Below are 12729 nucleotides of genomic sequence, written 5' to 3'. Positions count from 1 at the left end.
GTAGACCTCAGCGCCTGCGGGCCCGGGCGCGCCGCAGCAGCACACCGGCGGCGGCGCCGGCCAGGGCGATCACGGCCACACCCGCCGTGGTCCACCAGACGGTGCTGTCCTCGCCTTCGCCGGCCGGGGCCGGGGACACGTCGCTCGCAGGCGACGGGCTCTGCGCCTGCCCGGTGGCCGGCGACGCGGACGACACGGGCGGGACCGACGCAGTGGAGGGCGCGGACGGCGCGGCTGCGCTCGGCGTGCCCGCGGACGGCGCCGGGTCGACCACCGGTACGGCGATCTCCTTCTCCCCGTGGCCGAGGGACGGGAACCCCACGTCGACGGTGACCTTCCAGTTGCCGGGCGGCAGTACCTCGGCCGTGCTCCAGCCGGTGCGCGTGCCGGGGTCGCGGACCAGCCGCCAGGGGCCCATCGTGCGGGAGCCGTCGGGGCTGGCCGAGTTCACCGTGGCGGCGACCGCCTCCTCGATGGCGTCCCCGTCGTTCTCCCAGGTGATCTCGGTGGTGACATGGCCCTCCCGCTGCCCGGTGACCACGACCTTGACGGTGTCGCCGTGGGCGTGGGCGGCGGTGGGCACGGCCAGGGCCTGGGCGAGGAACAGGAACAGGAAGCCGAGTCCGGTGCGGACCGGGAAGGCGGGGCGTGTACGCATCGTTGGGTGCTCCTGGTGCGGTGGGATGCGATGAGCTGTGGTGCGGGAGATGAGGGGGCCGGTGGACGGCCGCGCAGGGCGGCCGTCCACCGGCGGAAGGCGTTGGATCCGGGAGGTCAGCCGACCTTCTGGACCGTCCACACCTGGGCCGCGCGGCCGTCCGCGCGCTGGAGGTCGAGCAGCCAGGCGCCGTAGTACGGGCGGCTGCTCACGGTCAGGGCGTAGCCGCCGCTCGCGTCGGTGACGGTCACGCCGCCGCCGCGGGCCGCCAGCTTCCACTGCTGCGCGGAGTTGCCGCCGCAGGGCTGCTGCGCGATCCACATGCCGGCGGCCGGGGCGCCGCCCGTCTGCAGGCACTTGCCGGAGACGGCGGACTTGATGCGGACGAGCCCGCCGCCCGCGTCCTCGAAGAGCCACTGCTGCTGGGCGTAGCCGTTGGAGCGGCCTCCGACGAGCACCGTGCCGTCGGCGCTGCGGCCGCCCCACAGCTCGGCGGCCATGCCGGTGCTGCCGTTGCCGAGCGTGTAGCGGGTACCGGGGGTGGTGGTGCCGCCGCCCGCGCCGGTGGTACGGAAGGCCGTGGTCGGGCCGGCTCCGCTGTCACGGCCGGAGCCGTCGCGGACCGAGACGGCGACCTTGTACTCCGTACCGGGCTGGAGGTTGTAGATGCGCAGGGCCTGGGACTGGACCCAGGTCAGGTGCTTGCCGTTCAGCAGGACCTGGTACCAGGCGGCACCGTCGACCTTCGGCCAGCTCACCACGACGGAGTTCGACTGGATCTGCGCCGCCGTCACCTTCGGGCCGCCCGAGGGCTTCTTGGTCGGCGTCGGGGTCGGCTTCTGCGTGGGGCTCGGCGTGGGCTTGGGGTTCGGATCGGGGTTGGTGTCACCGCCGTTGGCCTTCATCAGGAACTGGTTGTTCGCGATGTTCCAGTGCGTGGCGAGGTAGCTGCCCGCCTTGGGGCTGGTGTGGAAGTAGTCGTCGTGATTGCAGTCCAGGATGTTCTCGGCGGCCTGGTTGGTGCACACGTTGCGCATCTGCGGGTAGTACGGGGTGTCCGAATAGCACATGACGTCCCACTCGTCCGTGCAGTGGGCGCCGCGGCTGGTGTTGGGGGCGCTGTTGTTCACCGCGCCGAGGTTGTGGCCGAGTTCGTGCGCCGCGGTGTGGCCGCCCCAGCAGCCGGAGTCCGTACGGCCGTAGGAGGGGCCGAAGTTGCTCTGGTTGTCCTGGCCGGGCCGCTCGTCGCCCGCGAAGGTGCCGATGCCGCAGTAGACCTGGGTGTCCGAGAAGATCATGTACTTGCGGTCGCGGCGGTCGAGGCCCTTGCCGGCGAGCGCGTTGTTGGTCGCGCTGAACTCGGAGAGGGCGGAGGCCGGAAGCTCGATGTTGAGCACCGTCGGCGTGCAGTCCGCGGCCGTGACGAAGCGGATGTGGCGGATGCCGCCGGTCTCCTGGGCGCTCGTCGAGTAGATGAGGTCGGCGTCGGCCGCCCACTTGCGGAACGAGGCGACGTACTCGGAGTAGCGGTCGCGGTCGGAGCCGTGGACGTACACGACCTGGACGCGGTTGCCGCTGCTGCCGTCACCGTCGCACTGGACCGTCTGGCCGGCGGGACCGGCCGCGACGGCCTGGCTGCTGCCGCCGGCCGCGGCGGGCGAGGGCGCCGCGGCGGGGGCGGACTTGGCGGACTGGGCGTCGGCGGCGGGCGCGTCCTGAGGACGCCCGCTGCCTTCCGCGGCTGCCGCTTCTCCGGCCTCCGGCTTCGCCGGGTCGGCGGCAGGGGCCTTCGTCTTCACGACGGGGGCGACGTCGGCCTTGATGTCGACGTCCTTCGGCGGGGCGTCGGGGCCGTGCGTGCAGAGCCCGGCCTCCGTGCGGTAGACGCCGACGCAACGGTCGCCCTTCGGCGCAGCCTTGAGGCCGTCGAAGACCATGCCCTTGGCGGTCTCGTTGGCGGGCTCGCCCACGATGGGCGCCGGCTCCGCGTCGCGGGCCGGTGCGGCGGCCGGTGTGAGGGAGTCCGCGGCCGCCTCGGCCAGTACGGGCGTCCCTGCCTGGGCGTCGTCGCCGAGCCCCGAGTAGGCGATGCCGCCCGCTATCACCGCCGCCGTGGCCATGGCGGCGGTGAGGAGTATCAACCGGCGCGGCTTGCGCCGGTGTTCGCGCTGCTTCCTGCGATGTCTAGTCATGCGCACCTCAAATCCTTGGTCGGAGGAGTGGGTGCGCAGGAGCCTGCCAGACGGGCGCGGTGGAGAATTCGGACAAACGGGAATGCGGCCCGAGATATCGGACTGTTACCTGCTGGCCTTATTTGATGAACAGTCAGTTCGCTTAAAAATTAGGGGAGTTACGCGCGTAGGCCGTTAATGGTCCAGGCCATTTTAAGGATCTCGTTATCAAATCGAGATATGGCTCAAATCCTTATTGACGGTAATTCAGCCGCGAATTTATGTTATCGCTACCTACTGAATTCCTCCCGTTACGAGCGGTGAGGAATCCTCCCCTCCGCCCGAGCAGGATGCCCGTCAGGGTCAGCAGGAGCCCACAGATCTGTCGGAAGGTGAGCGTTTCCCCGGCGATCGCCGTGCCCAACAGGACGCCCGTGACCGGGTTCAGCAGTCCCAGCAGGCCGACCGTCGCGGCCGGCAGCCGTCGCAGGCCGGCGAACCAGGCCGCGAACGCCAGTGCCGTCGCGACGACCGTGACATATCCGAATCCGAGCAGCTCGGAACCGTCGAGGGTCGGCGGAGATCCCTCCACCGCGACGGCGAACGGCAGCAACAGGAGCCCGCCGCCCAGCAGCTGCCACGCCGTCGACGCGAGCACCCCGACCTCGGTGCTCCACCGCTTGGCGAGGATGTAGCCGAACGAGGACATCGTCATGGCGGCCACGGAGGCCACCACGCCGAGGGCGTCCATGGGTACGGACCCGGTCAGCAGCATCAGCGACACCCCCGCCACGCCGAGGGCGGCGCCGGCCATCTGGCGCAGCCCCGGCCGTTCGGAGATCAGCGCCCAGGCGAAGAGCATCATCACCAGCGGCGCGGTCGCCATGACCGTCGAGGCCGTGCTCGTCGGCAGCCGCTGCGCGGCGATGTAGACCAGCGCGAAGAACCCGCCCATGTTCAGGAAGCCGAGCAGCAGGGACTTCCACCACCAGGATCCGGCGGGCAGCTTCCGGCAGGCGGCCAGGAGCAGCAGCCCGGCGGGCAGCGCCCGGAGGGCCGCCCCGTACAGCGGGTGGTCGGCGGGCAGGAACTCCCGGGTGACGTAGTAGTTCGTGCCCCATGCGATCGGCGCGATCGCCGTGACCAGCGACCACCGTAGATTAGCTTCCATGGAAGATATAGTACCTTCCTTAGAAGCTATACTGAGGTGGTGAAGCAGGAACCGGATGAAACGCAAGCAGAAGCGCCCGCCGACCACGTGGCCCGCATCCAGGCCGAGTGGGCCCGCGAACGCCCGGACGTCGACGTCGCCCCGCAGGGCGTGATCGGGCGGCTGCACCGGCTCGGGCTGCTGTTGACGGACCGCCTCTGCCTCGTCTACCGCCGCTACGGCATGAGCGAGGGGGAGTTCGACGTACTGGCCGCCCTGCGCCGCGCAGGCGATCCGTACGAGCGGGCGCCCGGCGAACTGGCCGTGCACACCATGGTGACGACGGGCGCGATGACCAAGAGGATCGACCGGCTCGAACGGGACGGCCTCGTCGCACGCCGCCGTTCCGCCGCCGACGGCCGGGGGCGGGTGGTCGCGCTCACCGCGGCGGGGCGCGAACTGATCGACCGGGCGTTCACCGAGCACATGGAGAACGAACGGACCCTGCTCGAGGGCCTCACCCCGCAGCAGGCCGCGCAGCTCGAGTCGCTCCTCACCGCCTGGCTGGCCCGGGTCGAGCCGCCGCACGGGCGCTGAGGGCGGGGTTCGCCCTCGTTACCGGCGGCTGCCGAGCTTGACCCACTTCGCCGTGCTCGGCACCCCTTTCGCGTCGAGCAGGAACAGCATGTAGTACCCCGGCGGGGCGTCGGCCGCACTCGGCGGTGTACGGAGCCCGATCGCAGTGCCGTGTTTGCCGGTGATCGGGAGTTCCAGATGGCGCTGGCTGGTGTTCACCGCATGGGTGACGGTGGTCGGCGCCAGGAGCACGGCCCGGGTGACCTGGGCGGCGGTGGAACTGCGTACCTCGAAGCCCGCCCCGTAGCCCAGCTCGCCACCGGGCGCCCGGCCGAGGGCCGGCCGGCTGCCCCGGTGCAGGTACGCGGGCTCGTAGAGCTCGATGCTGCCGTCCATCTTGTCCTTGATATCGGGGTCGTTGGCGATCTGCTGGAGCTCGTCGCCGGTGACCATCATCCGGCCGTCCGGCAGCACGAGGGCGTTGGAGTGGTAGCCGCGGGGCAGCCGCTGCGCCGGTCCGAGCCGCCAACGGCCCTGCGTATCGCGCAGTTCGATCTGCCGGTACGAGAGGTCGGCCTGCGGATTGAACGGCCCGTGCCCGTAATTCCGGGTGTCCAGGGCGCCGTTGACCGTGAGCAGCGTCCCGTCCGGCAGGATCAGCGTGTCGTCCTGGGTGCGGCCGAAGGCCCGGGGCTCCTCGGTGGTCCACCGGCCGCCGGACAGCCGGTACGTGTTCGGGTCGTGCGGATCGCCGCCGAGCACCAGTACGGAGTCGGGGCCGCGGAACCCGGCCGGCAGCGGCACCGCCGAACCGTAGCCGCGGAAGTCGGCGGGGCGCCGCGGCAGATCGGCTCGGGTCTCCTTCACCGGATCGAACAGCCACTGCTGGTCGGCGTCCCGGCCGAGGCCGTAGATCATGCCGTCGCGCAGCGAGAACAGGTGCGGATAGTCGTTGCGGAACGGGGCGTCCGCCCGCAGCCGCTCGGAGGCCAGGTCGATGGGGATGTCGTACGGCCCCCAGGGCACGGGATGGCGCAGCGCGGGGAAGCGCTCCACGACCGGGGTGGGCGTGCCCGTACCCCGCTCGGACTGGCCGGACATGATGATCTGCCGTCCGTCCGCCCCCGTCACGACCGAGGGGTACCAGCGGCCGACGGACATGTCCTGGTTGCGGAACCACTTCTCGGTCCACGGGTCGAACACGAAGGACAGCTTGGCGCCGCTGCCGCCCTTGCCGCCGGTGTTGCCGCCGAAGACCCCGACCATGCCGTTGGGCAGGAAGGCGTGCCCCGCGCAGAAGAACGGCGCCGGGCGCGGCGTGTACGTACCGTCGGGCATCAGGACGGTCGGGGGCTCCACCTTCTTGAACGCCCGGGCCCCGGTGCCCCGGGCCGGGTCCCACAGGAAGGCGCGGCCCGCGTTGGTCCGGCCGATGCGGTCGGTGGGCCCTGTCTCCTTGGTGGGGTTGACCTCCACGCGCTCGAAGGAGAAGAGCAGCACCTTGCCGGTGGGCAGCAGGGCGGTGTGCACACCGAAGTCGGGGGAGGGGAAGAACTCCGTGAACCGGCCGAACCGCGCGGCGGAGAAGGCGGCGTTGGCCTTCTGCTGGGAGGTCTTGAGGGAGGCGAGGCTCTTGGTTCGCTTCGCCTGCGGGTACTCCTTGGGGCCCTTGGCGTCGCTCCGCCGCTGCGCGTGGGCCCGGGCGTGCTCCTCGCCGAGTACGGCGGCCTCGTCGGCGTCCGCCTCGACCCGGGCGGCGCCGTCGTCGGCCCGGTACTGCCCCGGAGGGGATTCGTGCCCGACTGCCGCGGCGGAGGCGGGCGGTGCGGGCGTGGTCAGGGATGCGAGGGCGGCGGCCACGGCCACGCATGCGGACAGCGCGGCGGACCGCCGTACGAGCGGACCGGGCATGGACTCTCCTCCGTCGACGGGATGCCCATTTTATTAAAAATGCCGGATTTGGCATGGAAGGGCGCGGGTGAGGCGGGTGAAGGTGTGTCACATGGGCCATCCGGCCGCACGATCCGGATTGCTGAATCGTTTCTCCGGTGAACCGGGCCGTCCGACCGGGTGATGCCGCGTACCCGGTCGGGCTCAGCGACCGCGTGCGGCGGCTATCCATGGCGACGTGATCAAGTCACTTCGCATCGCTCGCACCGCACTGACCGCCGCCGCCGTGACCGGATGCCTCGTCACGCTCACCCTTCCGGCCGGGGCGAACGCCACCACCGCCGCACCCCCCGGCCGGGTGGCCGTCGACGTCGCCTCGGTCAACGGCTCGGGCTGCCGCCCCGGCAGTGCCACCGTCGCCGTGGCCCCCGACAACTCGGCCTTCACCGTCACCTACAGCGAGTACCTGGCCTCGGCCGGCGGCGGCGTCGCCGCCACCGAAGGCCGCAAGAACTGCCTCCTCTCCCTCCTCGTGCACGTCCCGCAGGGCTACACGTACGCGGTGTCCCACGTCGACTACCGCGGCTACGGCAAGCTGGAGCCGGGCGCGACCGGTACCCAGAAGGCCAGCTACTACTTCCAGGGCATGAGTCAGACCGCCAACCGGACTCACCAGTTCCATGGCGAGCTCGACGACAACTGGCAGGTGACCGACACCACCGGCATCGAGGCCCTCGTCTTCGCCCCCTGCGGCGAGCAGCGCAACTTCAACATCAACACCGAGCTGCGCGCGGACGTCGGGACCTCCGACAAGAACAAGACCAGCTACATGACCGTCGACTCCACGGACGGCAGCATCAACAGCGTGTACCACTTCTCCTGGAAGCAGTGCCCGGTCCGGCGCTGAGCCGGCCGGTTCCCCGGAAACCCCGAGCGGCGGTGGCGGCGATCCGTCCCGCCGCTCACGGGCGGTGGGTCCGGCTGCCCGGTCGCCTACGAGGCCTTCGCCGCCGCGTCCCGGTAGCGGCCCGGTGTGGTCCCGAATTCCCTGCTGAAGGCGTGCGAGAAGGCGTACGGCGTGCCGTACCCGACCCGGCGCGCGATCGCGGCCAGCGGGTCCGGGGTGTCCCGGAGCAGGGTGGCGGCGCACGTCAGCCGCCACCACGTCAGGTACGCCATCGGCGGGCGGCCGACCAGAGCGGTGAACCGGCGCGCCAGCGTGGGGCGGGAGACGCCCGCCTCGGCCGCCAGCCGGTCGTTGGTCCAGGGCGCGGCCGGATCCGAGTGCAGCGCCCGCAGGGCGGCGGCCGCGACCGGGTCGCCGAGTACGGCCGACCAGGCTCCGCCCGGGCCTTCGGCCATCCAGGAGCGGATCATGTAGACGAGCAGGAGGTCGAGCAGGCTGGGCACCGCCATGCAGGCCCCCGGCCGCTGCTCGCCGCCGAGCTCGCCGCCCAGCAGGGAGATCGCCGCCCGCAGTTCGGGGTGCACTCCGACCCGGTTCGGCAGGTGGACCACCTTCGGCAGCTCCAGCATGAGCGGGTGGACGCGGCTGCGGTCGAGCCGGTACTTGCCGCACAGCATCTCCACCGCGCCTGAGGCGGCCGTCGGGTCGCAGCCCGGCAGCGTCCCGTCGGGCCGCAGCTCGAACGGCGCCGCCCGCGCCACAGCCGCGGCATCGGCGGGGGAGTCGGCGATCACGTGCCCCGTGCCGTGCGGCAGCAGTACCGCGTCGCCGGGGCCGAGGGAGACCGGCGGGCCGCCGCCGTCGGGCAGCAGCCAGCAGCTGCCCTCCAGCAGCACGTGGAAGCCCGCGCCCTCGTACGGGGCGAAGCGCGTGCACCAACTCCCGCTCACCCGGACCCGGTTGGAGGAGGGCCGTCCGATCCGTACGGCCGCGATGGCGTCGCTCACCACATCCATGGGGTCAGGGTAGCCGTAGGCCTCGGGTATGAGACGACCACGTATTCACATGAGCCGTTCGGGCATTGAGAGGCTCAACTGCGCTTTCTAGACTCGACGGTATGAAGAACGAGAGCAGGCAGAGCATCATCCTGGGTGACGTCGAGATCACCCGGGTCATCGAATGGGCAGGGCCGCTCGGGCCGGCGCGCAACCTCGTGCCGGGGGCCGGGGCAGAGGTGTGGAAGGAGAACGAGGACTGGCTGTCGCCGGACCACTGGGAGGCGGACAGCGACCGTGCCGTGGTCGCCCTGCAGACCTGGGTGCTGCGCAGCGCCGGGAAGACCGTCCTGGTCGACACGGGCGTGGGCAACGGGCGGGAGCGTCCCGGCTCGCCGCACTTCCACCACCGGCAAGGCGATTTCCTCGGGGAGCTGGCACGGGCCGGAGTCCGGCCGGAGGATGTCGACATCGTCGTCAACACCCACGTGCACGGCGACCACGTCGGCTGGAACACGGTGGCCGCGGACGGGGGTTGGGTGCCGACCTTCCCCAACGCCCAGTACCTCGTGCCGGCCGCCGACGACCACCACTTCGGGCCCGGCAACGCGTACGGCAGGGGCCTCCGGGAGGACGACCGGCTGATATACGAGGACAGCATCGCGCCCGTCCACCACGCCGGACAGGCCGTGCTCTGGGACGGCGCCCACCGTATCGACGAGCACCTCACCCTCGAATCCGCGCCCGGACACACCCCCGGATCCGCAGTCCTGCGGCTCACCTCCGGGACCGACCGGGCCGTCTTCGTCGGCGACCTGCTGCACAGCCCCGTGCAGATCCTGGAGCCCGCCTGCAACAGCTGCTTCTGCCTGGATGCCGGGCAGGCCGCAGCCAGCCGTCGCCGGATCCTCGAACGCGCCGCCGATGAGGGCGAGTTGCTCGTACCCGCCCACTTCGGCGGGACGGGAGCGGTCGAAGTCCGCCGCCAGGGGCAGAACTTCGCCCTCGGCGAGTGGGCGGGCTACGTCGAGGTCGGCTAAGGCGAGGGGGGAAGCAGCGACTTCGGGACCGGGCCGGGCCGGGCTGCCGTCACCCGCAGGATCCGCAGGGCGAGCTGGATCTCCAGCGCCCCGGCCGGGGTGTTCCAGTCCTCGCCCAGGATCTGCCGGACCCGGTCGAGGCGCTGCACCACAGTGTTGACGTGCACGTGGAGCGCGTCCTTGGTCCGGGCGAGGCTGGTCCCGTGGGCGAAGTACGCCTCCAGCGTGCGGACGAGTTCCGTCCCGCGCTGCGTGTCGTACGCGATGACCGGCCCCAGTACCTGCTCGACGTACGCGCCCACGTCCGCCCGGTCGCCCAGGAGCACCCCGAGGAACCCGAGGTCGGGCAGGCCGGCTCCGTCGCCGGTGTGGCCGAGGGCGTGCAGGGCCTCGAGGCAGCGCAGCGCCTCGGCGTACACGCCTGGCAGCCCCTCCGGTCCGGCGGCGGGCCCGGCGGAGCCCGCGGTGACCGGGGTGCCCAGGGCCCGGCCCAGCTCGGCGGCGAGCGAGCGGGCGAGCGGGCCCGGGCTCTCGGTCGGGGCGAGGAGGACGACGCGGCCCTGGTGCAGCCCGGCCAGGCCGTCGCGGGCGCGTGCGTGGCGGGCGGCCTCCGCCGCCAGCCGGGGCCGCAGCGCGGCGTCGCAGTGCAGCACCACGAGGGCGTGCGGGCGGGCGAGGTCGACCCCGAGCTTGCGGGCCCGCAGGGTCTGGCTGTCGGTGTCGCGGACACGGCCGGGCGTCGCCGGAGCCAGCAGGTCGCCGAGCAGTTCGCCGCGGACCCGGTCCTCGGCGTGGGCGACGGTCCGGCGCAGCAGGAGCAGGAGCGCCGTCACCAGGCCGGCCCGCTCGAACAGCCGCCGCTCGGTGTCGGGCAGGTCGCCGCGTCCGCCGAGGGTGATGCTGCCCAGCAGTTCCGGCCCGGCCAGGACCGCGCAGACCCATATCCCGTCCACCGCGACGGCCCGGCCGCCGGAGCGCGACGCGGCCAGGCCGCGGGCCGGCGGGCTGACCGGATCCGTGCCGACCCGTGCGAGCTCGGCGCCATCGGCATCGTGCACGATCAGGCCTCCGCCCAGCAGGGCGGCGACCTCCTGGGCGACGTCGGCCACGTCGCCGCCGCGCAGGACGAGGCGGGTGAGGCGGTCGTGGGTCTCGGCGGCGAGCCGCATCGCCTCGCTCTGGGCGCGGGCGGTCTCGGTGGCGACCCCGAGTTCGACGAGGGCGGCGCGGGTCTCTTCGAGCAGCCGGGCGCTGTCGATGGCCACGGCGGCATGGTCGGCGAGGGAGGAGAGCAGCGCGACCGCGTCGGGCGCGAAGTCGCGGACCGTCCGGTCGGCCGCGTACAGCACCCCGATCACGCGGGTGCCGACGCGCAGCGGGACGCCGAGGATGCCGCGCAGGCCCTCCTCGCGGACCCCGTAGTCGATGGCGTCCGTGTGCCGGAAGCGGTCGTCGGTGCGATAGTCGGCGCTGGCGTACGGGCGGGCGGTCTGGGCGACCAGACCGCCGAGCCCCTCGCCCATGCCGAGCCGCAGCTGCTGGAAGGCGGCCGACACCGAGCCGTCGGTGACGCGCATGAACGTGTCGCCGACGACCGGGTCGTTGAGGGTCATGTACGCGATGTCGGTCCCCAGCAGCATGCGGGCGCGGTGGACGATGGCCCGGAGCACCGCGTCGAGATCGCGCAGGGCGGTGAGGTCGCCGGCCGTGTCGAACAGGGCCGTGAGCTCGGCCTCGCGCCGCCGGTGCTGGTCGAGCGTACGCCGGATGTCCAGTGCCACCCGCGTGGCCTCGTCCACGAGGGCCTGCTCGGCAGGGCCCGCCCCGGCGGTACGGGCGTCCGCCGCGGGGCGGTCGAACTGCTCGACCGGCGCGCCGCGGCGCAGCAGACCGAGCAGCTCGAGCAGGGCGGATTCGTGTCCGGAGGTCATGGGGGCATTCTTCCGTGGCGGGCCGGACCGTATCAGGCGGGGTCGACGGCGGCCGGAAGCGGAGCAGCCCGCCCGCCGGAGGCAGCGGCGGGCCCGGTACCTGCCTGGGCCAGATCACGGCCGCGGGTCTCCCGGGCGAAGGCGACGGTGACGGTGGTCACCACGGCGGCCGCGCAGAGATAGAGGGAGACGGGAACGGAGGAGCCGTAGTCCTTGAGGAGTTCGACGGCGATGAGCGGGGCCAGCGCTCCGGCGACGATCGAGGCGAGCTGAGAGCCCATCGAGGCACCGGAGTAGCGCACCTCGGTATCGAACATCTCGGAGATGAAGGCCGCTTGGGGCCCGTACATGGCGCCGTGCAGGAGCAGCCCGGCGGTGACGGCCAGGGTGATGACGGCGAAGGACTTCGAGTCGACGAGCGCGAAGAACGCGAAGGCCCACAGGGCCATGCCGACCGAGCCGATCAGGGTCACCGGGCGCCGGCCGATCCGGTCCGAGAGCGCGCCCCAGGCCGGGATGGTGACGAAGTGGACGGCCGAGCCGATGAGGACGGCGTTCAGCGCGGTGCTCTTGGCCAGCCCCAAGTGCACGGTGACGTACACGAGCAGGAAGGAGGTCAGCACGTAGTAGGAAATGTTCTCGCCGAACCGGGTGCCGATGGCGGTCAGCACCTGGCGCAGGCTGCGGCGGAACACCTGGACGACGGGCGCCTCGTCCTTGCGCCCCTGCCGGGCGGCCTGCGCGGCGAGGAACACGGGCGACTCGGAGACGGACAGCCGGATCCACAGTCCGACCATCACCAGGACACCGGAGAGCAGGAAGGGGACGCGCCAGCCCCACGCCAGGAACGCGGCATCGGACTGCACACCGGCGAGCAGCGCGAGCACCCCGGTGGCCAGCAGGTTCCCGCCCGGCGCACCGGACTGCGGCCACGAGGCCCAGAACCCGCGGTGCTCGGCCCCGCCGTGCTCGGACACGATCAGCACCGCCCCGCCCCACTCACCACCGAGGGCGAAGCCCTGCACCAGCCGCAGGACGGTGAGCAGCACGGGTGCCCCCACGCCGATGCCGGCATACGTGGGCAGCAGCCCCATCGCGAAGGTGGCCCCGCCCATCATGAGCAGGCTCAGCACCAGCAGCTTCTTGCGCCCGACCTTGTCCCCGAAGTGCCCGAAGACCACCCCGCCGAGCGGCCGGGCCAGGAACCCGATGGCGTAGGTGATGAAGGCGATGAGAGTCCCGGTCAGCGGATCGCCGGTGGGAAAGAACAGCTTGTTGAACACCAGCGCGGCAGCGGTGCCGTAGAGAAAGAAGTCGTACCACTCGATGGTGGTCCCGACGAGACTGGCGGCGACGATTCTCTTGATGGATCCGGCGGTCGGGGGAGCGGTCTCGGGGGAGGCCATGAACA

At 72.1% G+C, this 12729-nt stretch carries 10 protein-coding genes; 3 read left to right on the top strand and 7 right to left on the bottom strand.

What is annotated here, in order from left to right:
- Positions 1-7: 7 nt before the first annotated feature.
- The 3 genes from OHT74_RS04290 to OHT74_RS04280 all read right to left on the bottom strand — a co-directional run bounded on the left by OHT74_RS04290 (position 8) and on the right by OHT74_RS04280 (position 4000).
- Positions 8-658, bottom strand: a complete 651-nt coding sequence (locus tag OHT74_RS04290) for a hypothetical protein (protein ID WP_328619386.1) — start codon at positions 656-658, stop codon at positions 8-10.
- A gap of 116 nt (positions 659-774) precedes the next feature.
- Positions 775-2850, bottom strand: coding sequence for an RICIN domain-containing protein (locus OHT74_RS04285; protein ID WP_328619385.1), 2076 nt, complete (start codon positions 2848-2850; stop codon positions 775-777).
- 232 nt (positions 2851-3082) lie between these two features.
- Positions 3083-4000 (bottom strand): DMT family transporter, encoded by a 918-nt coding sequence (locus OHT74_RS04280; protein ID WP_328619384.1) that lies wholly within the window; start codon positions 3998-4000, stop codon positions 3083-3085.
- Between the two features lie 87 nt (positions 4001-4087).
- On the opposite strand from OHT74_RS04280, the gene OHT74_RS04275 reads away from it, so the two are divergent.
- Positions 4088-4576 carry a MarR family winged helix-turn-helix transcriptional regulator gene (locus OHT74_RS04275; protein ID WP_328623254.1) on the top strand — a complete coding sequence of 163 codons (489 nt, stop codon included), beginning with the start codon at positions 4088-4090 and terminating at the stop codon, positions 4574-4576.
- An 18-nt stretch (positions 4577-4594) separates the two neighbouring features.
- Here OHT74_RS04275 and OHT74_RS04270 read toward each other — a convergent pair whose 3' ends face one another.
- Positions 4595-6466: a galactose oxidase-like domain-containing protein gene (locus tag OHT74_RS04270; protein ID WP_328619383.1), complete on the bottom strand. Its 1872-nt coding sequence runs from the start codon at positions 6464-6466 to the stop codon at positions 4595-4597.
- Between the two features lie 217 nt (positions 6467-6683).
- Here OHT74_RS04270 and OHT74_RS04265 point away from each other — a divergent pair, with 217 nt between their 5' ends.
- Positions 6684-7352, top strand: coding sequence for a DUF4360 domain-containing protein (locus OHT74_RS04265; protein ID WP_443047274.1), 669 nt, complete (start codon positions 6684-6686; stop codon positions 7350-7352).
- Between the two features lie 86 nt (positions 7353-7438).
- On the opposite strand, the gene OHT74_RS04260 is transcribed toward OHT74_RS04265, so the two are convergent.
- Complete coding sequence (locus tag OHT74_RS04260; protein ID WP_328619382.1) at positions 7439-8368, bottom strand: AraC family transcriptional regulator; 930 nt, start codon at positions 8366-8368, stop codon at positions 7439-7441.
- Positions 8369-8469: 101 nt separating this feature from the next.
- Here OHT74_RS04260 and OHT74_RS04255 point away from each other — a divergent pair, with 101 nt between their 5' ends.
- Positions 8470-9387: an MBL fold metallo-hydrolase gene (locus OHT74_RS04255; protein WP_328619381.1), complete on the top strand. Its 918-nt coding sequence runs from the start codon at positions 8470-8472 to the stop codon at positions 9385-9387.
- Here the strand turns inward: OHT74_RS04255 and OHT74_RS04250 are convergent.
- Both OHT74_RS04250 and OHT74_RS04245 read right to left on the bottom strand, forming a co-directional pair.
- A complete protein-coding gene (locus tag OHT74_RS04250; protein ID WP_328619380.1) occupies positions 9384-11318 on the bottom strand; it encodes a helix-turn-helix domain-containing protein in 1935 nt (644 codons plus the stop codon). The genes OHT74_RS04255 and OHT74_RS04250 overlap by 4 nt on opposite strands.
- A gap of 32 nt (positions 11319-11350) precedes the next feature.
- Positions 11351-12724: an MFS transporter gene (locus tag OHT74_RS04245; protein ID WP_328623253.1), complete on the bottom strand. Its 1374-nt coding sequence runs from the start codon at positions 12722-12724 to the stop codon at positions 11351-11353.
- Positions 12725-12729 lie beyond the last annotated feature (5 nt).

Source organism: Streptomyces sp. NBC_00354, assembly GCF_036106915.1.
Lineage (GTDB): Bacteria > Actinomycetota > Actinomycetes > Streptomycetales > Streptomycetaceae > Streptomyces.
The sequence above is the reverse complement of the archived record's forward strand: the minus strand, read 5'-3'. Positions and strand labels throughout refer to the sequence as shown.

Bases quoted from the DNA above. Each gene is read 5' to 3' on its own strand.
- OHT74_RS04250 (WP_328619380.1), bottom strand. From the start codon at position 11,318: ATGACCTCCGGACACGAATCCGCCCTGCTCGAGCTGCTCGGTCTGCTG.
- OHT74_RS04290 (WP_328619386.1), bottom strand. From the start codon at position 658: ATGCGTACACGCCCCGCCTTCCCGGTCCGCACCGGACTCGGCTTCCTG.
- OHT74_RS04245 (WP_328623253.1), bottom strand. From the start codon at position 12,724: ATGGCCTCCCCCGAGACCGCTCCCCCGACCGCCGGATCCATCAAGAGA.
- OHT74_RS04260 (WP_328619382.1), bottom strand. From the start codon at position 8,368: ATGGATGTGGTGAGCGACGCCATCGCGGCCGTACGGATCGGACGGCCC.
- OHT74_RS04270 (WP_328619383.1), bottom strand. From the start codon at position 6,466: ATGCCCGGTCCGCTCGTACGGCGGTCCGCCGCGCTGTCCGCATGCGTG.
- OHT74_RS04280 (WP_328619384.1), bottom strand. From the start codon at position 4,000: ATGGAAGCTAATCTACGGTGGTCGCTGGTCACGGCGATCGCGCCGATC.
- OHT74_RS04255 (WP_328619381.1), top strand. From the start codon at position 8,470: ATGAAGAACGAGAGCAGGCAGAGCATCATCCTGGGTGACGTCGAGATC.
- OHT74_RS04285 (WP_328619385.1), bottom strand. From the start codon at position 2,850: ATGACTAGACATCGCAGGAAGCAGCGCGAACACCGGCGCAAGCCGCGC.